Origin of the sequence: Arthrobacter sp. LAPM80, from assembly GCF_046736435.1 — a bacterium.
In the GTDB taxonomy this organism is placed as follows: domain Bacteria; phylum Actinomycetota; class Actinomycetes; order Actinomycetales; family Micrococcaceae; genus Specibacter.
The window spans coordinates 50,493-68,468 of record NZ_JBCHVD010000008.1; the positions used below are offsets into that span (position 1 = coordinate 50,493).

The following is a 17,976-nucleotide window of genomic DNA, read 5'->3' on the forward strand; positions in this document are numbered from 1 at the left end:
CTGTCCCCGGTGCGGGGTTCGACTACAGTGATTCATCGAACTTATCCGCACCGGGGAAGCAAATCAATCCAGGCCTGCCGGAGTGCTGCCGATCACCTGCCGCTACAATCCCGCCAGGGTCTCCACCGTGGCCGCGCGCAAACCGGCGACCGTGGGGCCCGCGGCAAGGATGCCACGGCTGGAGGTCGCCAGAACGGCAGGGTAGGCGGCACCGAAGGTGGCCCGCATGTCGGCTCCCGTGGCGCCCTGGGCACCAAGGCCCGGCGCCAACAGCGGCCCGTGGACAGCCGCCAGGTCAATGCCCAGCTCGATGAGCGCGTTGCCCACTGTCGCACCGACAACCAGGCCAACCGAGCCCAGGGCATCTGCTGCATAGCGCCGGTTTTCGACGGCGGCCGCCTGCGCAATGCGCTTGGCCACGGATTCGCTGCCGCCCACGTGCTGCACCGAAGCGCCCTCAGGGTTGGAGGTCAGGGCAAGCACAAACACGCCTCGGCCATTGGCCGCCGCGAGATCAAGCGCCGGACGCAGCGACTCGAAGCCCAGGTACGGGCTCAGCGTCACGGAATCGGCGGCAAGGGCCGAGCCGTCGCGCAGCCACGCATCGGCGTAGCCTGCCATGGTCGAGCCAATATCCCCGCGCTTTGCGTCGGCGATGGTCAGCACCTTCGCCTGTGCAGCGGCGGCAAGCAGTTCCTCAAGAACCGAGAAGCCGGCCGAACCGTGGCGCTCGTACAGTGCCACCTGCGGCTTGATGGCCGCCGCAAGCGGCGCGACGGCTTCGAGCACCGTCTGTGAGAACGTGCGCAGGCCCTGCACGGAATCCTCAAGACCCCAGGTTGCAAGCAGCCCCGGGTGCGGGTCGATGCCAACGCACAGCGGGCCGCGGGCAACCATCGCGGCGGCGAGGCGGGCGCCGAATCCCTGGCCGCCGCGGGGCCCCCCGGCCCCGAGGGACCCACTGCGAGCTTGCGAGCTGTGGGAGGGGCTGGGGATGTTACTTGGCATGCTGGAGCGCCTGACCTGCCGCCAAAACCTTGGCGTGTTCCTGCAGGCTCGTGACATCCCATTCGTACGTACGCAGTGCCTCCATGGCCTGGACGGCCACGTTGAACTCGGCCACCGTGGTGATGCAGGGCTTGCCGTTGGAGACGGCTGCCGCGCGGATCTCGTAACCGTCACCGCGAGCCTGGCCACCCGTAGGGGTGTTGAAGATCATGTCGATCTCGCCGTTGTTGATCAGGTCAACGATGGTTCCCTCACCGGCTTCGGAGGTGCCTTCGGCGATCTTGCGGACAGTCGTGGAGGCGATGCCGTTGCGGCGCAGCACGTCAGCGGTGCCACCCGTGGAGACGATCTCGTATCCGAGGTCGGCGAGGCGCTTGACGGCCATGATGATATTGCGCTTGTCACGGTTGGCGACAGAGACGAAGACCTTCCCGTCAACGGGCAGGGCGCCATTAGCGGCCGCCTGGCTCTTGGCAAATGCCGTGTCGAAGTGCTTGTCAATGCCCATGACTTCACCGGTGGAACGCATTTCCGGCCCGAGCAGGGAGTCCACAACGTGACCCTCAACCGTGCGGAAACGGTTGAACGGCATGACGGCTTCCTTCACGGCGACCGGAGCGCTGTCCGGAAGGGTGCCGCCGTCGCCAATTTCGGGCAGGATGTGGTGGACGCTGCGCAGGTGGGCGATGGACACGCCAACACCGATCAGCGCTGCGGCCTTGGCCATCTGCACGCCGGTTGCCTTGGAGACGAACGGCACTGTGCGAGAGGCCCGCGGGTTGGCTTCGAGCACGTAGAGGATGTCGGCTGCGAGGGCGAACTGGATGTTGATCAGGCCGCGCACGCCAACGCCCTCGGCGATGGCCAGGGTGGCCTTGCGGACCCGCTCCTGCACGTCCTTGCCCAGGGTGATAGGAGGCAGCACACACGCGGAGTCACCGGAGTGGATGCCGGCTTCTTCGATGTGCTCCATGATGCCGCCGAGGTACATCTCCTTGCCGTCGAAGAGCGCGTCAACGTCAATTTCGATGGCATCTTCTAAGAACCTGTCGATCAGGACCGGGTGCGCCTGCGTGATTTCGGTGGCGTTCTTGATGTAGCGCGAGAGGTTGGCCTCGTCGTAGACGATTTCCATGCCGCGGCCGCCCAAAACGTAGGACGGGCGGACAAGGACGGGGTAGCCGATTTCGTCGGCGATCTTCTTGGCGTCGTTGAAGGACACGGCAGTGCCGTTCTTGGGCGCAATCAAGCCCGCCTCGTCCAAAACGCGCGAGAACATGCCGCGGTGCTCGGCCAGGTCAATGGCTTCCGGTGAGGTGCCAAGGATCGGGACACCGGCGTCGGCCAGTTCCTGGGCCAGCTTCAGCGGGGTCTGGCCGCCTAGCTGCACGAAGACGCCCATGACGCCGCCGGTGCGCTCCTCGGCCGCGATGACCTCAAGCACGTCCTCAAGCGTCAGGGGTTCGAAGTACAGGCGGGTGGAGACGTCATAGTCGGTGGAGACGGTTTCCGGGTTGCAGTTGACCATGACGGTCTCATAGCCAGCCTTGCGCAGCGCCATGGAGGCGTGGACGCAGGAGTAGTCGAACTCGATGCCCTGGCCGATGCGGTTCGGGCCCGAGCCGAGGATGATGACGGACGGTTTTTCGTGCAGCGCGATCTCGTCTTCCTCGTCGTAGGAGGAGTAGTGGTACGGGGTGTACGCGTTGAACTCGGCCGCACAGGTGTCCACGGTCTTGTAGACGGGGCGGATGTTCAGTGCCTGGCGGACGCCGCGGACCACTGCCTCTGAGTTGTTCGTCAGGGCGCCGATCTGGGCATCGGAGAAGCCGTGCCGCTTGGCCAGCTTCAGCATTTCCGGGGTCAGCGCGGTTGACTGGCGGATGGTTGCCGAAACTTCGTTCAGCAGCACCAGCTGGTCAAGGAACCAGGGGTCGATGCCGGTGGCTGCGTAGAGCTCCTCAATGGTGCCGCCGCCGAGCAGTGCGCGCTGGACCTGGGACAGGCGCGCCGTGGTGGGGCGCTTGGCTGCTTCGATCAGATCGGGGACATCCAGAGCGTTGACGGTCTTGAAGTCAAGGCTGGAACCCTTCTGCTCGAGTGAGCGCAGTGCCTTCTGCAGGGCTTCGGTGAAGTTGCGGCCCATGGCCATGGCCTCGCCGACGCTCTTCATCGTGGTGGTCAGCGTGTCGTCCGCTGCCGGGAACTTCTCGAACGCGAAGCGCGGAACCTTGACAACAACGTAGTCAAGGGTCGGCTCAAAGGAGGCCGGGGTCTTCTGGGTGATGTCGTTCGGGATCTCATCGAGCGTGTAGCCCAGTGAGAGCTTCGTGGCGATCTTGGCAATGGCGAAGCCCGTTGCCTTGGAGGCCAGTGCCGAGGACCGTGAAACACGCGGGTTCATCTCAATGACGACGACGCGGCCTGTGTCAGGCTCGATCGCGAACTGGATGTTGCAGCCACCGGTGTCAACGCCCACCTCGCGGATGACCGCGATGGAGATGTCGCGCAGGTTCTGGTATTCACGGTCGGTCAGCGTCATGGCCGGGGCCACGGTGATGGAGTCGCCCGTGTGGACGCCCACCGGGTCAAAGTTTTCGATCGAGCACACAACAACGACGTTGTCGTTCTTGTCGCGCATCATCTCAAGCTCGTATTCCTTCCAGCCAAGGATGCTCTCTTCGAGCAAAACCTCGGTGGTGGGGCTGTACTGCAGGCCCTGGCCCACAATGCGCTCCAGGTCCTTCGGGTTGTAGGCCAGGCCTGAGCCGAGCCCGCCCATGGTGAAGGAGGGGCGGACAACCATGGGGTAGCCAAGATCCTTGGCCGCTTCGAAGGCCTCATCCATGGTGTGGATGATGTGGCTGCGGGCCGACTCTGCACCGCAGCGCTCCACGACGCCCTTGAACTTTTCACGGTCTTCGCCGAGCTCGATCGCTGCGATGTTCGCGCCAATCAGCTCGACGTTGTACTTGGCAAGGACGCCGTTCTTGTCCAGGGCAATGGCCGTGTTCAGCGCGGTCTGGCCACCGAGGGTGGGCAGGATCGCGTCGGGGCGTTCCTTGGCGATGATCTTCTCGACCACCTCGGGGGTGATCGGCTCCACGTAGGTTGCGTCGGCAAACTCGGGATCGGTCATGATGGTGGCCGGGTTGGAGTTGACGAGGATGACCCGCAGGCCCTCCTCCTTCAACACGCGCAGTGCCTGGGTGCCGGAGTAGTCAAACTCTGCGGCCTGGCCGATCACAATGGGACCGGATCCAATCACCAGGACGGACTTAAGATCTTCTCTCTTCGGCATTACTTGGATTCCTCAGTCTGTGCGTTCTTGTGGGCTGTCATCTGGGCGATGAAACGGTCAAAGAGGTAGGCGGCGTCGTGCGGGCCGGCTGCTGCCTCGGGGTGGTACTGGACGGAGAACGCCGGGATGTCAAGGCAGGAAAGCCCTTCAACGACCTGGTCGTTGAGGCTGATGTGGCTTACCTCCACACGTCCGAAGCGTTCTTCGGGGGCCTGTGTGGGGCCATCCAGGGGCGCGTCGACGGCGAAGCCGTGGTTCTGGCTGGTAATTTCGACCTTGCCGGTGGTCCGGTCCATGACGGGCTGGTTCATGCCGCGGTGGCCGTAACGGAGCTTGTAGGTGCCAAAGCCCAGGGCGCGGCCCAGGATCTGGTTGCCGAAGCAGATGCCGAAGTACGGGACGCTTGCGTCGAGGAAGCTGCGGACAAATGCAACCTGGCGGTCGGCCGTGGCGGGGTCACCTGGGCCGTTGGAGATGAACACGCCGTCGGGGTTCAGTTCCATGGCTTCGTCGAAGGTGCTCGTTGCGGGCAGGACGTGCAGGCGCACGCCGCGCTCGGCAAAGCGGGTCGGCGTCATGGCCTTCATGCCAAGGTCAAGGGCCACGATGGTGAAGAGCGGCTCACCTTCCCAGCCATGGGCTGAGGGCTCGACGACGTAGGCTTCCTTCACGCTGACCTCCTCGGCCAGGCGCAGTCCGGCCATGGCGGGCTGCGCCAGGACCTCGGCGAGCAGCTCGGCATCGGTGCGCCCGGCGTCGGCGCCCGAGAAGATGCCTGCCTTCATGGCGCCGCGTTCGCGCAGGTGGCGGGTGATGGCACGCGTGTCAACGCCCTGGATGCCGACAACGCCCTGGGAGATGAGCTCGTCGTCGAGCGTGCCCTCGGAGCGCCAGTTTGACGGTCGGCGGGCGGCGTCGCGGACGACGTAGCCGGCAGCCCAAATCTTGGTTGACTCGTTATCTGCCGCGTTGACGCCGGTGTTGCCGATGTGCGGTGCCGTCTGGATGATCAGCTGGCGGGCGTAGGAGGGGTCCGTGAGGGTCTCCTGGTAGCCTGTCATTCCCGTGGTGAAGACAGCCTCACCCAGGGCGGTGCCCTGTGCGCCGTAGCTGGTGCCACGGAAAGTGCGGCCGTCTTCAAGGACCAAAAGTGCCTGTGCAGGCATGGTTGCATCACTCATTCTCAATTGTTCTTTCCGTTGCTCTCTGGTGCACTGCCGTCGGGCAGCAGTGCCTGCAATGCTTGAATCAATGGGCGCTTGGCGCCTGCTTCGGTGGTGCGGAATCCGGTGTCCACTTCAGTGTCCGCCAGAAGCCAGCTGATGACCACCAGCCCGTCCTTCTCTACAAATTTACCGGCCATGCCCGCCTGCGTGTCCACTTGCGTCAGGGCCTTGGCACTGATGAACAGGTCCTGGGCGCCTTTCCGCTCGATGACGACGCCGTGGGGGTGAACGTTGACGACTGCCGGGGTGCGGATGCCGAGTCCGTGGACTGCCATCCGCTCAAGCCAGTCGCCGGCCGCGGTGGTGACCACATATTGGCCGGGAACGCTGATCAAAGCCTCCCCCAGGTTCCCTGGAATCCCAGGCAGTTCGGCCAGCCCGCCCTGGCGCTTGAGCTTGTTGCGCCAGCCCCACCCCATCAGGGCAAAGACGACGAGAACAAGCAACAGCACAAGGACGCCCGGCAGGATCCGCTCGTCCACTAGTTTGCCCCGTGCAGATAAGGGGTGTTCAGCTTGCCTTCCAACACCGTGGGATGGCCGTGGAAGAACGTCGCGACAACTTTGCCCGGCAGTTCCATGCCGGCAAAAGGCGAGTTGCGGCCCTTGGTGGCCATGGCCGCCGGGTTGACGTTCCAGCGTGCGTTGGGGTCAACCAGCACAATGTTGGCCGGCTCCCCCACCTCAAGAGGGCGGCCCTGGTCGGGGACCCGGCCGATCTGAGCCGGCGTGGTTGAGGTGACGCGGGCGAAGTCAGCCCAGGTCATCAGGCCGGTCTCGATCATGGTTTCCTGCACCACCGACAGTGCCGTTTCCAGGCCCGTCATGCCCATGGCCGCGGAGGCCCACTCGCATTCCTTCGCTTCGCTCGGGTGCGGGGCATGGTCGGTGCCGACAATGTCGATCGTGCCGTCTGCCAGCGCGGCACGTAGGGCGTGCACGTCGGCGTCGGCGCGCAGGGGCGGGTTGACCTTGTACACAGGGTTGTAGCTGCGCACGAGTTCCTCTGTCAGCAGCAGGTGGTGCGGGGTGACCTCGGCGGTGACCGAAATGCCGCGCTCCTTGGCCCAGCGGATGATCTCCACCGAGCCGGCCGTGGACACGTGGCACACATGCAGGCGTGAGCCGACGTGGTGGGCCAGCAGGACGTCGCGGGCAATGATGGATTCCTCGGCGACGGCGGGCCAGCCGGCCAGTCCGAGGTCTGCAGATACGATGCCCTCGTTCATTTGGGCGCCTTCGGTGAGGCGGGGTTCCTGCGCGTGCTGGGCGATCACGCCGTCGAACGCCTTCACGTATTCAAGCGCACGGCGCATCATGACGGGGTCGCTGACGCAGATGCCGTCGTCGGAGAAGACGCGGACCTGGGCGCGGGAGTCAGCCATGGCGCCGAGCTCGGCGAGCTGCTTGCCGGCCAGGCCCACGGTGACGGCGCCGACGGGACGCACGTCGACCCAGCCGGATTCGCGCCCGAGGGTGTGGACCTGCTCGACGACGCCTGCCGTGTCGGCGACGGGTGAGCTGTTGGCCATGGCATGCACGGCGGTAAAGCCGCCAAGGGCCGCGGCGCGGGTGCCCGTTTCAACCGTTTCGGCGTCTTCGCGGCCCGGTTCCCGCAGGTGGGTGTGCAGGTCCACCATGCCGGGCAAGGCAACAAGGCCTTTGGCGTCGATGACGGTTGCATCGCCAACGATGTCGGCGTCCAGGTCAACACCGACGGCGGCGATGACGCCGTCGCGGATCAGCACGTCTGCTGTGTCCTGGCCCAACAGGGATGCTGAACGAAGCAGGAAACTCATGAAGGGTCCTTTACTGAAGGGAGAGTTGAGGAGGGTGCGGTTTCGCGCATAGCGCCCGAAAGCAGCAGGTACAGCGTGGCCATGCGCACCGAAACGCCGTTGCGGACCTGGGCCAGCACGGTGGAGCGGGGTGAATCGGCGGCCGCGGAGGAGATCTCCAGGCCGCGGTTCATCGGGCCCGGGTGCATGATGATGGTGTCCTTGAGGTTCAGCGCATCGAGCCTTGCCAGCCTTGCGTCGTCGAACCCCCAGCGGCGGGCATATTCCCGGGTCGAGGGGAAGAAGGAAGCGTTCATGCGCTCGGCCTGCACCCGGAGCATCATGACCACGTCGACGCCGGCCTCAAGGGTCGCGTCCAGGTCGTAGCTGATCTCGCAGGGCCAGTGTTCAACACCGACGGGCAGCAGGGTAGGCGGGGCCACCAGGGTCACGTGGGCGCCGAGGGTGCGCAGCAGCCACACGTTGGAGCGGGCCACGCGTGAGTGCAGCACGTCGCCGACGATCATGACGCGCATGCCCGTCAGGTCGGCGCCAATCGAAGAAGTGCCGCCGAGCTTGGCCCAGTGGGCGCGCATGGTGAACGCGTCGAGCAGGGCCTGGGTGGGGTGCGCGTGGGTTCCGTCGCCGGCGTTGATCACGGCGGCATCGATCCAGCCCGAGTTGGCAAGGCGTGCGGGCGCACCCGATGCCCAGTGCCTGATGACGACGGCGTCGGCACCCATGGCTTCAAGGGTTTGCGCCGTGTCCTTCAGGGATTCGCCCTTGGAGACCGAGGAACCCTTCGCGCTGAAGTTAATGACGTCGGCCGACAGGCGCTTGGCTGCGGCTTCAAAGGAGATGCGTGTGCGGGTTGAATCCTCAAAGAAGAGGTTGACGACCGTGCGGCCACGCAGTGCCGGAAGCTTCTTGACTTCCCGCTCCCCCACGGCAGCCATTTCGTGGGCCGTATCCAGGATCTGGATGGCATTTTCACGGCTGAGTTGTTCAGTTGACAGCAAATGCCTCATGCGCCGGCCTCAATGACTACTTCGTCGTTTGCGGCGTCGCCGCCGTCTATCTCGGCCAGGTGGACCCGCACCTTTTCACTGGAGGAGGTAGGCAGGTTCTTGCCCACGTGGTCTGCCCTGATCGGCAGTTCGCGGTGGCCTCTGTCAACCAGCACGGCCAGGCGGACCGCGCGGGGGCGGCCGAGGTCGACGAGGGCGTCCAGGGCTGCTCGGATGGTGCGGCCCGAGAACAGCACGTCGTCAACGAGGATGATTGTTTTTCCGTCAATGCCGGATGCGGGAAGTTCGGTGCGCTCCGGGGCCCGGGTTGGCTGGCGGGCGAGGTCGTCACGGAACATGGTGACATCGAGCTGTCCGACGATGGCGGCCGGATCCACTGTGGGATCGCTGGCGGCAACTTTGGCCGCCAGGCGCTGGGCCAGCGGATAGCCCCGGCGCGGGATGCCAAGCAACAGCAGATTCGCCGTGCCCTTGTTTGCCTCGAGAATCTCATAGGCGATACGAGTGAGCGCCCGTTCGATGTCCGCGGCGTTCAGAACCACACGGGACACAGCGACAGCCGCAGAGGATTGCTGCTTTTCCCCAAACGCTTCGGAGGAAGTAGTCATTTCTCGCGTCCCCTTTCCCCGCCTCACAGGACGGAATTAAAAGGTTGATTGCGTACAGTTCAAACTACCACAGGCACCGCGACCGCCCGCCAGGGCGGGCCGCGCACGGCTGCGACCGGGCCGCAACCGGGCATTGCCTGCGCGCGCCAGCCGGTTGGGCGCCAGGCACTGGCCTAGTCTTTAAGGCATGAGTGAAACCGGCCATTGGCAGGACCCCGCCGCAGGCGGCCCGCAGCACCAACCGCACCCTGCCCACGCCCCGCTTCCACAGCTTCCGCCTCCACTCCCGGGACACAGCGATCCCTACCAAGGACCCGGCACGGGGCTGAGCCACACCTCCGCATACTGGGCCCATCAGGGGCCTGCGGCGCATCGAAGAAAAGCACGCGGCACCGCCGTGAAGGTGACGAACATCATCTTGCTGTGCGTCTTTGGTCTTGTCGCACTCTTGACCCTGGCGTTCTTTGCCGTTTCCATCGGCGCGAATGTGTTCCTGATCTGCGGCGCCCTGGCACTTGTTCCGCTGGCGATCTGCGTGGCCACCCTGAGGTGGGTTGACAGGTGGGAGCCGGAACCAGTCCCCGCCCTGATTCTTGGTTTTTGCTGGGGTGCGGGCATGTCAGTCGTGACTACGCTTGTGCTGGGCAGCTGGGTCCAGCCGCTGCTCATGAGCGGAAGTTCCGCGGCCGACCCCGACATGGTCAACGCCGTCATCCAGGCGCCGATCGTGGAGGAAATCTGCAAGGGTGCCGGATTGCTGCTGCTGTTCTTCCTGCGCCGGCGCACCTTCGACGGGCCCGTCGACGGCGTCGTCTACGCCGGCATCATCGCTGCGGGGTTCGCGTTTACGGAGAACGTTCTGTACTTCGGACAGGCCTTGCAGGAGGCCAACGGCACAACAACGGGCCTTGTGGGGATCTTCCTCATGCGCGGGCTCATGTCCCCGTTTGCCCACGTCATGTTTACGGCAACACTGGGTGTCTGTGTGGGCTGGGCTGCCCGCAATGGCGGAACCCTGCTTGTTCTTGGCGCGTGGGTTGCGGGCCTGATTCCCGCCATGTTCCTGCACGGTCTGTGGAACAGTTCCTCATTCCTGGGCGGCAGCTTCTTCATTGAGTACGTGGTGTTGCAGATGCCCCTGTTCGCCCTCTTCATCGTGGGCATCATCTTGCTGCGCCGCTCGGAGGCGAGGCTGACACGCAGGCGCCTCTCCGACTACGTCCCGTCAGGGTGGTTTACCCAGCAGGAGGTTCCGATGCTCGCAACGGGTGCCGGCCGACGTCGTGCCCTGGCCTGGTCGAAGACCTTCGGCGCAGGTCCCGTCATGAAGGAATTCATCCGGCTCGCCACCCGGCTGGCCTTCACCCGCCAGCGCCTGCTGGTTGACGCCAGGGGCCACGGCGTGGCGGCTGCACGGTTTGCGGCGGGCCAGGAGCAGGAGCTTGACCTGCTGAACAAGATCACTGCCGTGCGCAGCGAACTCCTGGGCCGGCACGCCTCGGTTGTGTGGCAGGCGAAGAACATGCAACAGCCCGGCTTCTAGCCCTGCAACACAAACTGACCCGCAGAAAACGACGAAAATTCACGATTTTGACGTGACTTTCGCCGTTTTCTGCGGGTCAGTTGTTTGGGCTGCTACGCCAGGAGCGTGGGCTTGATCTGCTGCAAACGGCCCAGCAGGCCGTTGATGAACTGCGGGGACTCGTCAGTGGAGAGGATCTTGGCCAGTTCCACGGCCTCACTGACGGCAACGGCGTCGGGGACGTCGTCGTTGTAGAGCAGTTCCCAGGTGCCGATGCGCAAAATGATGCGGTCGACGGCGGGCATGCGCTCAAGCGTCCAACCCTGGGAGTAGGTCTGGAGGAACTCGTCGATGCTCTCGCCCATGGCGGTGACGCCCTCGACCAGGTCAACCGTGTACGGGTTGATGATCTGGTCGGTCTTTTCGCGGCGTGCGATCAGCGCCGACATGGCTGTTACGTCGCGCTGCTCTGACTCGAACAGGATGTCCAAGGCACGGCGGCGGGCCTTGCTGCGCGCCGAATTTGGCTTGCCCGAAGGGCTGGATTGACTGCTTGCCACTACTCGCTTACACGTCCCTGGTAGCTGCCGTCGCGGGTATCAACCTTGACGAGGGTGTTGTTCTCCACGAACAGGGGAACCTGGATCTCGTAACCGGTTTCAACGGTTGCGGGCTTGGTGCCTGCGGAGGAGCGGTCACCCTGGAGGCCCGGCTCGGTGTAGGTGATACGCAGCTGGACCGACGGGGGCAGCTCGATGTACAAGGGGTTGCCCTCGTGCAACGCGATGGTCACGTTGATGTTTTCCAGCATGAAGTTCGTGGCGTCGCCGACAGTCTTGGCCGAAACCGTGATCTGGTCGTAGTTCTGGGTGTCCATGAAGACGAAGTCTTCGCCGTCCTGGTACAGGTATTGGTAGTCGCCACGGTCAACTGTGGCCGTCTCAATCTTCAGGCCGGCATTGAACGTCTTGTCAACGACCTTGCCTGAGAGGATGTTGCGCATCTTGGTGCGGACGAATGCGCCACCCTTGCCGGGCTTGACATGCTGGAATTCAATGATGTTCCAGAGTTGGCCCTCAAGCTTGAGAACGGTGCCGTTCTTAATGTCGTTAGTCGTTGCCACATCAGCCTCTTAGCGTATAAGTGTTATCAAAAATCCATTGACCATACTACCGCACACAGCCGCCGCACACAGCATGATTCGCACCACCACGGCACGTCCTCCCCGTCACATGACCGACGGAAATCGCACGACGGCGGCCCGCCGGGAGGGTTACTGCCGCTCAGCCAGGTCCAGGGCTCGCTTGAGCGAGACAGTGGCCGAGTAGATGGCCGCGGCGTCGGAGCCGGCGACAACCCGAAGTTCCAGGGATGTGGCGAAGTACTTGGCGGCCGCCTCAAACTGGCCGTTGCTGAAATGCACCTTGCCGAGCTGCTGGAACAGCCAGGCCTCCATCGGCTTGCCCGCAACGGCGGGAAGGATTGACTTCAAGGCCAGTTCGGCCCGATCAAAGTGCCGGCTTGCACGCAACACCTCGGCGTCAAGGACCTGCAACCTGATGGATTCTGGGTCTACCAGGCGCGCCTGTGCCGCTGCCTCCGCGGCCTCGGCCGTCAGCCCCCGTGCCAGCAGGACAAAGATCCTGTCGCCGGCGTCCGAGGACTCCGCAAGAGCGGCGTTGCACGCTTCCTCGTCGACAACCTCGGGCAACAGGGTCTCGGGATTCACTGCGGTTCCAGGGAAGCCGGCCGAGGGCCAATCCTTCAGACTCATGGCTAAGAGGCGATTTCCTGGTAGGCGGCAAAGAGCAGCGACTGGTCCGGCACGTCCAGGACGCGCGGGCGGCCGATGCCGTCAAGGACAACGAAGCGCAGCAGGTCACCGCGGGTCTTCTTGTCACGCTTCATGGCATCAAGGAGTGCCTGCCAGCGGTCGCGGCGGTAGCTCAGCGGCAGGCCGAGCAGGTCAAGGATTGAGCGGTGGCGGTCGGCGTCCTCGTCGCTGAGGCGTCCCACGCTGCGGGCCAGCTCGGCGGCAAACATCATGCCAACGGAGACGGCCGCACCGTGGCGCCAGGAGTAGCGTTCGGTCAGCTCAATGGCGTGGCCAAGCGTGTGTCCGTAGTTGAGGATCTCGCGCAGCCCCTCTTCCTTCAGATCAGCGGAAACAACCTTGGCCTTCACGGCAATGGCGCGTTCGATGAGTTCGCGCAGGACTGCCGAATTGGGGTCCTTGACGGCTTCAGGGTTAGCCTCGATCAAGTCAAGGATCACGGGGTCGGCGATGAAGCCGCACTTGATGACCTCGGCCATGCCGGAGATGAGTTCGTTCGGCGGCAGGGTCGCTAAGGTGTCAAGGTCAACGAGAACGCCGGCCGGGGGGTGGAAGGACCCGACGAGGTTCTTACCTTCCGCCGTGTTGATGCCAGTCTTGCCGCCGACCGAGGCGTCGACCATGCCGAGCAGCGAGGTGGGGATGTTCACCAGCTTGACGCCACGCAGCCAGGTGGCTGCGACAAAGCCGGCGAGGTCGGTGACGGCACCGCCGCCCACAGCCACGATGGCGTCTGAACGGGTGAAGTCGTTCTTGCCCAGGACCTCCCAGCAGAAGGAGGCAACCTGGATGTGCTTGCCCTCCTCGGCGTCGGGGATTTCAGCTGTCAGCGCCGTGAACCCGGCGGCCTCAAGCTCGTCCCTGACGGCCTCGCCCGTCATGCGCAGGGCGCGTGGGTGGACAACCAAGACCTTTTTGACCCGCTCGCCCAGCAACGGCGGGAGTTCGGCCAACAGACCGCGGCCCACTACGACGTCGTAGTTTTCATGCGGCAGGACGCCGGTGACCTTGATGACTGTGTTGGGGACTGCGGTGGTGTTCTCGGTGTTCACGATTTACGAATTCTCTTTCCTTGAGTCTGCCGCCAGCAGATGGATGAGGCGCTCAACGAGCTGCGGCACATTTGAATGGTTGACATCAAGGGTGATGTCGGCGAGGCGGGCGTACACGGGGCCGCGGGCGGCGGCCAGGCGTTCCCAGGTGGCAACCGGGTCCGCGGCCAGCAGCGGCCGGCCGGTGTTGCGGGTGATGCGTTCACGCACGGTGTCGATCTCTGCACTCAAAAAGACAACCGTGGCCCCGGCCAGCAGCTGCTGCGTCCCGGAGTCGAGGACAGCCCCGCCGCCCAGTGACAGGACGACGGCCTTGGCCTTGGGGGCCTGCAGGACATCGGCGATCGCACGGGCCTCAAGCTGGCGGAAGTGGTGCTCGCCCCTGGCGGCAAAGATCCGCGCGACGGGCCCGTGCTTGGCCACGATCTTCTGGTCCGAGTCGAGGAAGTCGATCCCGAGCACACGGGCAAGTTCGGCACCAATCACCGACTTGCCCACGGCCATGGGACCGATCATGACAATGGGCCCAAGGGGCGTGAAGTCCGGCGCCCCCACCGGATCCGTGCCCTGTTCCATCAGTGGCCCAGCGTGTCCAGGTTGGCGGGGATGGCCGCCAGGTAGCTGTCCATGTTGCGCTTGGTCTCGGCCATCGAGTCCCCGCCGAACTTCTCGAGGAGCGCCTCGGCAAGCACGAGGGCCGTCATCGCTTCGGCCACGACGCCGGCGGCCGGCACGGCGCAGACGTCTGAGCGTTGGTGGTGCGCCTTGGCGGGTTCGCCGGTGGCAACGTCAATGGTCTGCAGGGCGCGCGGGACAGTGGCAATGGGCTTCATCGCCGCGCGGACGCGCAGGACGTCGCCGATGCTCATCCCGCCCTCGATGCCGCCTGCTCGGTTGGAGGTGCGGATGATCCGGCCGTCGTCATCGCGCACGATTTCATCGTGCGCTGCAGAGCCGCGGCGTGCGGCGGTGGCGAAGCCGTCGCCGACCTCAACGCCCTTGATGGCCTGGATGCCCATGAGGGCGCCGGCCAGTCGTGAGTCGAGGCGGCGGTCCCAGTGCACGTAGCTGCCCAGTCCTGGCGGCAGGTTGTAGGCCAGGACCTCGACGACGCCGCCGAGGGTTTCACCTTGTTTCTGGGCGGTGTTGACCTCCTCGACCATGGCGGCCGAGGTGGCTGCGTCAAAGCAGCGCAGCGGATCGGCGTCAAGGGCGGCAACGTCGGTGAAGACAGGCAGTGCGGCGTCCCCGGGGGATGCGATGCCGGCGATCTGGACCGTGTGGCTGACGAGTTCGACGCCGACGGCGGCAAGAATCTGGGATGCGACAACACCGAGCGCCACCCGGGTGGCGGTTTCGCGGGCGCTGGCACGCTCAAGGACGGGGCGGGCCTCCTCGAAGGCGTACTTCTGCATGCCCGTGAAGTCGGCATGGCCGGGGCGCGGGCGCGTCAACGGCGCATTGCGTGCCTGGCCGGCCAGCTCATCGGCGTCCACGGGGTCCGCAGACATGATCTGCTCCCACTTGGGCCACTCTGAGTTGGCAATCTGGATGGCAACGGGGCCACCCTGGGTCAGGCCGTGGCGCACACCGCCCAGGATGGTGACCACGTCCTGCTCAAACTTCATCCGGGCGCCGCGGCCATAGCCGAGGCGGCGGCGAGCCAGGGCGTCCTGGATGTGGGAGCTCGTAAGCTCCACACCGGCCGGGACGCCTTCAATAATTCCCACGAGAGCCGGGCCATGTGATTCTCCGGCGGTCAACCAACGCAACATACTCTCTATCCTGCCATGTTCTGTTCGTGGGGATTTCGCCTGTGGACGCCAATTGCGTCGCACATCACATTGATGACGTCCCCGACTTGGTCTGTTGCGAGGGTGCCGTAACCTCCGGCCTCCGCAAACAGTTTGACTTGTTCCACACCTTGGTACAAAAGCATTTCAATGCCGGCCACGACAGTGCCCCCGCACGACTCCCACGCCTGTGCCAGTGCACTGGGCCAGGGGTCGTAGGCGACATCGAGCAGGACCGCACGCTCAAGCATGGCACCCCTGGCGTGCATGTCTGCGGCAAACTCTGCGGCGAGCCCGTCGGCGCCGCGCGGTGGCAGCGTTGAAATCACGACGTCGAACCCGCCGAGCACATGCGCGGCACCTTCGAAGAGTTCAAGGGCGACCGGGGTGTCAAGTGCCGCTGCAACATCAAGCGTCCCTGCAGCCTTGGCCGGGTTGCGCACGAACACGACGGTCTCGACCGCACCGAGCTGCGCCAGCGCGGCAACGGCCGCAACAGCAGTTCCCCCGCCACCTAAGATGGCGGCGCGCGGGCGCTCCCGGGCCCCGGCGTGGCGCAGCGCGTTCACAATGCCCGCCACATCGGTGTTCTCGCCTCGCAGGGTGGTGGTCCCGGCGTCGTTCGTGGTGGCGATGATCGTATTGACCGAGGCCAGCACCCTTGCAACGGCCGTGAGCTCGTCGACAAGTTCGGCGGCCTCGTTCTTCAGCGGCATCGTCACCGACAGCCCGTACCAGTTGCCCTCGGCACGGACCTGGGCCAGGAAACCGGCCAGCCCGGGAACCTCAACGTCAATGGCTCGATAGCTGAAGTTTGCACCGAGCAGCGCGTAGGCGGCGTTGTGCAGCGCGGGCGATTTGGAATGCCCAATCGGGTGCCCCAGGACCGCCCCTTGGAGGGGGGTGTTCACTTACTTGCACTCCCCCGGGTTGGCATCGCACCATGCCACGTACTTGGCAACGTTTACCTGATGTTGGGCGAACGTGGTGGCGTACAGCGTTTCGCCCGTCTTCAGGTTCACTGTCACCCAGAAGTAGTACGGGTTGGTCTCCGGGTGCGCAGCCGCCTGGATGGCCTTGAGACCGGGTGAACCTATGGGCCCCACGGGCAGGCCGGGGTTGGCGAAGGTGTTGTACAGGTTCGACTTGTCCGCCTTCTGGGCGGCAGTGATGTTGTACGTCTTCAGGCCAAGGCCGTAGGCAACCGTGGCATCCGATTCCAGCCGGCCGCCGGTTTCGCCGTTGGGGTTGTTGATGCGGTTCTCGATGGCACCAGAAATCTTGGCGTAGTTCGCCTGATTGCCCTCGAACTCGATGATGCTGGCAATGGTCAGTACTCGGTACTGTTCGGCGGGATCCGTGATGCCCGTCTCAACGAGTGACTTCTTCGTGGCGGCAACCATCTGGGCAAGGATGCCCTTGGCGTCAAGCTCGATCGGGAAGCGGTACTCCCCCGGGGACAGGTAACCTTCGAGGTTCTTGGCCTGGGCCGGCAGTCCGAACAGTTGGGGCTGATTGGACAGCGCCTCAAATTCGCCCACTGGAATGCCCGTGCCGCCGGCCAGGACAGCGAGGGTGTCGCCAATGCGCAGGTTCTGGGCCACGGCCGCGTAGTGGACCTTGTCATTGTTGGTGGCCAGCAGTATCCCGACGGCGTCGGCCGCCTTCATCTGGTGCTTCATGGAGAAGGTTCCCGGCCGCAGGGACGCTGAACCGTCGGCGGCCTTGAGGGCGTCAAGGAACGATTGCTCGCTGGCGACGACGTCCTGGGTTTTCAAGTCGGCTGCAACTGTGCGCCCGGTGGCGCCCTGCGGCACCACAAGCTGCACTGTGCCGGTGCCGGGGCCGGGGTAGTCGGCAACCTGGAAACCTGCCAGCATGGGCTTGACCGCCTGGACAGCGAAATAGACGACGGCAACGAACATGACAAGGATGACAAGGAAGACCAGGCTGCGCCGGCGCCTGCGCACGCGCTTGGACACTCGGCTGCTGCGCCGTGAAGGCAGCAGCGCGTATTCTTCCTCCGCGTGCGTCTCTTCAAACCGCGTCTCGTGGCCGTCTGCCTCATGGAAGGCTTCCTCGTGGAACGCTTCCTCGTGGACGTCACCCCCGTGGCGGCCATGTTCGTGGCGCCCGCCTGGGTAGTGCCCGTCGTCGGGGTAACCGGCCTCATGGTCGCGTGGTTCATGGTCGCCGGGCACGGGAGCGTGCGCCGGGCCGCGGAAAAGCTCATTCATGGTGCCAGTTTCGTTTCTTCAGGCACGCCATTTTGCGTGGTAATGGTGGAAACTTCTTCGTGTTCGGATGCCCAGGCAGCCCCCACTACGCCCGGCATCGGGCCGCGCACCAGCTCCCCTACGTTGGCATTGCGCGCTTTTTGCATGTCGATGGCATGTTGCAATATTTCAACTGCTGCCACCTGATCTACCACTTTACGGTGTTCACGGCTGCTCAATCCAGCGCTGTGCAGTGCAGCGTGCGCGCTGACGGTGGTCAAGCGCTCGTCAATCAGGCGCACTTCAATGGCCATTTCGGCCGATGCCAGCGCCGCAACTAGCAGCTTGGCGTAGCTGCGGGCCATCGCCGCTGAGGCTTTTTCCTCGCCCTTCAAGGTCCGTGGCAGGCCAACGAAAATTTGGCAGGCGCCACGGTTGTCGGCTTCCTTCAGGAGCACCTTGATGTCGCTGTTCTTTTTTGCATCCCGGCCCAGGGTCTTCACGGGTGTTGCCAGGATGCCGTCGGGATCGCAGGAAGCCAAGCCGACGCGGACCATTCCAACGTCCACGCCAAGCTTGACCCCCTGCGGGTAAGTCTTCTCCGACACGGA

The 17,976-nt window shown here is 64.6% G+C and carries 17 protein-coding genes; 1 reads left to right on the forward strand and 16 read right to left on the reverse strand.

Translation table 11 applies throughout. The features are described from left to right. Window positions 1-102 precede the first annotated feature (102 nt). The 7 genes from pyrF to pyrR are packed head-to-tail and all read right to left on the reverse strand — an operon-like array spanning window position 103 to window position 8,948. On the reverse strand, window positions 103-1,008 hold the full coding sequence (pyrF, locus tag AAGW05_RS09990; RefSeq protein WP_411804368.1) for an orotidine-5'-phosphate decarboxylase: 906 nt from the start codon (window positions 1,006-1,008) through the stop codon (window positions 103-105). Further along, window positions 998-4,309 (reverse strand): carbamoyl-phosphate synthase large subunit, encoded by a 3,312-nt coding sequence (gene carB, locus AAGW05_RS09995; RefSeq protein ID WP_411804369.1) that lies wholly within the window; start codon window positions 4,307-4,309, stop codon window positions 998-1,000. Before carB ends, pyrF begins: the two co-directional genes overlap by 11 nt. After that, window positions 4,309-5,490, reverse strand: a complete 1,182-nt coding sequence (gene carA, locus AAGW05_RS10000; protein WP_411804370.1) for a glutamine-hydrolyzing carbamoyl-phosphate synthase small subunit — start codon at window positions 5,488-5,490, stop codon at window positions 4,309-4,311. The genes carB and carA overlap by 1 nt, the downstream gene beginning before the upstream one ends. A gap of 2 nt (window positions 5,491-5,492) precedes the next feature. Then, the gene (locus AAGW05_RS10005; protein ID WP_411804371.1) at window positions 5,493-6,017 is read right to left on the reverse strand and encodes a hypothetical protein; all 525 of its coding nucleotides are present in this window, start codon (window positions 6,015-6,017) and stop codon (window positions 5,493-5,495) included. Next, window positions 6,017-7,333 carry a dihydroorotase gene (locus AAGW05_RS10010; RefSeq protein WP_411804372.1) on the reverse strand — a complete coding sequence of 439 codons (1,317 nt, stop codon included), beginning with the start codon at window positions 7,331-7,333 and terminating at the stop codon, window positions 6,017-6,019. The genes AAGW05_RS10005 and AAGW05_RS10010 overlap by 1 nt, the downstream gene beginning before the upstream one ends. Then, window positions 7,330-8,340: an aspartate carbamoyltransferase catalytic subunit gene (locus AAGW05_RS10015; protein ID WP_411804373.1), complete on the reverse strand. Its 1,011-nt coding sequence runs from the start codon at window positions 8,338-8,340 to the stop codon at window positions 7,330-7,332. Before AAGW05_RS10015 ends, AAGW05_RS10010 begins: the two co-directional genes overlap by 4 nt. Next, window positions 8,337-8,948: a bifunctional pyr operon transcriptional regulator/uracil phosphoribosyltransferase PyrR gene (gene pyrR / locus AAGW05_RS10020; protein WP_411804374.1), complete on the reverse strand. Its 612-nt coding sequence runs from the start codon at window positions 8,946-8,948 to the stop codon at window positions 8,337-8,339. The genes AAGW05_RS10015 and pyrR overlap by 4 nt, the downstream gene beginning before the upstream one ends. Before the next feature lie 187 nt (window positions 8,949-9,135). Here pyrR and AAGW05_RS10025 point away from each other — a divergent pair, with 187 nt between their 5' ends. Continuing rightward, window positions 9,136-10,491 (forward strand): PrsW family intramembrane metalloprotease, encoded by a 1,356-nt coding sequence (locus AAGW05_RS10025; protein WP_411804375.1) that lies wholly within the window; start codon window positions 9,136-9,138, stop codon window positions 10,489-10,491. 92 nt (window positions 10,492-10,583) lie between these two features. Here the strand turns inward: AAGW05_RS10025 and nusB are convergent, their stop codons facing one another. From nusB to ruvX, 9 genes are all read right to left on the reverse strand, one after another. Then, entirely contained in the window at window positions 10,584-11,030 is a 447-nt protein-coding gene (gene nusB / locus AAGW05_RS10030) for a transcription antitermination factor NusB (protein ID WP_411804376.1), read from the reverse strand. Then, window positions 11,030-11,593 (reverse strand): elongation factor P, encoded by a 564-nt coding sequence (gene efp / locus AAGW05_RS10035; protein ID WP_411804377.1) that lies wholly within the window; start codon window positions 11,591-11,593, stop codon window positions 11,030-11,032. Before efp ends, nusB begins: the two co-directional genes overlap by 1 nt. A gap of 150 nt (window positions 11,594-11,743) precedes the next feature. Then, window positions 11,744-12,244 carry a tetratricopeptide repeat protein gene (locus AAGW05_RS10040; RefSeq protein WP_411804378.1) on the reverse strand — a complete coding sequence of 167 codons (501 nt, stop codon included), beginning with the start codon at window positions 12,242-12,244 and terminating at the stop codon, window positions 11,744-11,746. Between the two features lie 2 nt (window positions 12,245-12,246). Further along, a complete protein-coding gene (gene aroB, locus AAGW05_RS10045) occupies window positions 12,247-13,356 on the reverse strand; it encodes a 3-dehydroquinate synthase (protein ID WP_411804379.1) in 1,110 nt (369 codons plus the stop codon). A 3-nt stretch (window positions 13,357-13,359) separates the two neighbouring features. Continuing rightward, window positions 13,360-13,932 carry a shikimate kinase gene (locus AAGW05_RS10050; RefSeq protein WP_411804380.1) on the reverse strand — a complete coding sequence of 191 codons (573 nt, stop codon included), beginning with the start codon at window positions 13,930-13,932 and terminating at the stop codon, window positions 13,360-13,362. Next, the gene (gene aroC, locus AAGW05_RS10055) at window positions 13,932-15,131 is read right to left on the reverse strand and encodes a chorismate synthase (RefSeq protein WP_411804381.1); all 1,200 of its coding nucleotides are present in this window, start codon (window positions 15,129-15,131) and stop codon (window positions 13,932-13,934) included. The genes AAGW05_RS10050 and aroC overlap by 1 nt, the downstream gene beginning before the upstream one ends. 5 nt (window positions 15,132-15,136) lie before the next feature. After that, window positions 15,137-16,060, reverse strand: coding sequence for a shikimate dehydrogenase (locus tag AAGW05_RS10060; protein WP_411804382.1), 924 nt, complete (start codon window positions 16,058-16,060; stop codon window positions 15,137-15,139). Next, window positions 16,061-17,386 carry an endolytic transglycosylase MltG gene (mltG, locus tag AAGW05_RS10065; RefSeq protein ID WP_411804383.1) on the reverse strand — a complete coding sequence of 442 codons (1,326 nt, stop codon included), beginning with the start codon at window positions 17,384-17,386 and terminating at the stop codon, window positions 16,061-16,063. Beyond that, window positions 17,383-17,973 carry a Holliday junction resolvase RuvX gene (gene ruvX / locus AAGW05_RS10070; protein ID WP_411804384.1) on the reverse strand — a complete coding sequence of 197 codons (591 nt, stop codon included), beginning with the start codon at window positions 17,971-17,973 and terminating at the stop codon, window positions 17,383-17,385. The genes mltG and ruvX overlap by 4 nt, the downstream gene beginning before the upstream one ends. Between the last annotated feature and the right edge of the window lie 3 nt (window positions 17,974-17,976).

Excerpts from the sequence above, each read along its gene's own strand:
- AAGW05_RS10025 (WP_411804375.1), top strand. The coding sequence starts at position 9,136 with ATGAGTGAAACCGGCCATTGGCAGGACCCCGCCGCAGGCGGCCCGCAG.
- pyrR (WP_411804374.1), bottom strand. The coding sequence starts at position 8,948 with ATGACTACTTCCTCCGAAGCGTTTGGGGAAAAGCAGCAATCCTCTGCG.
- aroC (WP_411804381.1), bottom strand. The coding sequence starts at position 15,131 with ATGTTGCGTTGGTTGACCGCCGGAGAATCACATGGCCCGGCTCTCGTG.
- AAGW05_RS10050 (WP_411804380.1), bottom strand. The coding sequence starts at position 13,932 with ATGGAACAGGGCACGGATCCGGTGGGGGCGCCGGACTTCACGCCCCTT.
- pyrF (WP_411804368.1), bottom strand. The coding sequence starts at position 1,008 with ATGCCAAGTAACATCCCCAGCCCCTCCCACAGCTCGCAAGCTCGCAGT.
- carB (WP_411804369.1), bottom strand. The coding sequence starts at position 4,309 with ATGCCGAAGAGAGAAGATCTTAAGTCCGTCCTGGTGATTGGATCCGGT.
- mltG (WP_411804383.1), bottom strand. The coding sequence starts at position 17,386 with ATGAATGAGCTTTTCCGCGGCCCGGCGCACGCTCCCGTGCCCGGCGAC.
- AAGW05_RS10040 (WP_411804378.1), bottom strand. The coding sequence starts at position 12,244 with ATGAGTCTGAAGGATTGGCCCTCGGCCGGCTTCCCTGGAACCGCAGTG.
- carA (WP_411804370.1), bottom strand. The coding sequence starts at position 5,490 with ATGAGTGATGCAACCATGCCTGCACAGGCACTTTTGGTCCTTGAAGAC.
- AAGW05_RS10015 (WP_411804373.1), bottom strand. The coding sequence starts at position 8,340 with ATGAGGCATTTGCTGTCAACTGAACAACTCAGCCGTGAAAATGCCATC.
- AAGW05_RS10010 (WP_411804372.1), bottom strand. The coding sequence starts at position 7,333 with ATGAGTTTCCTGCTTCGTTCAGCATCCCTGTTGGGCCAGGACACAGCA.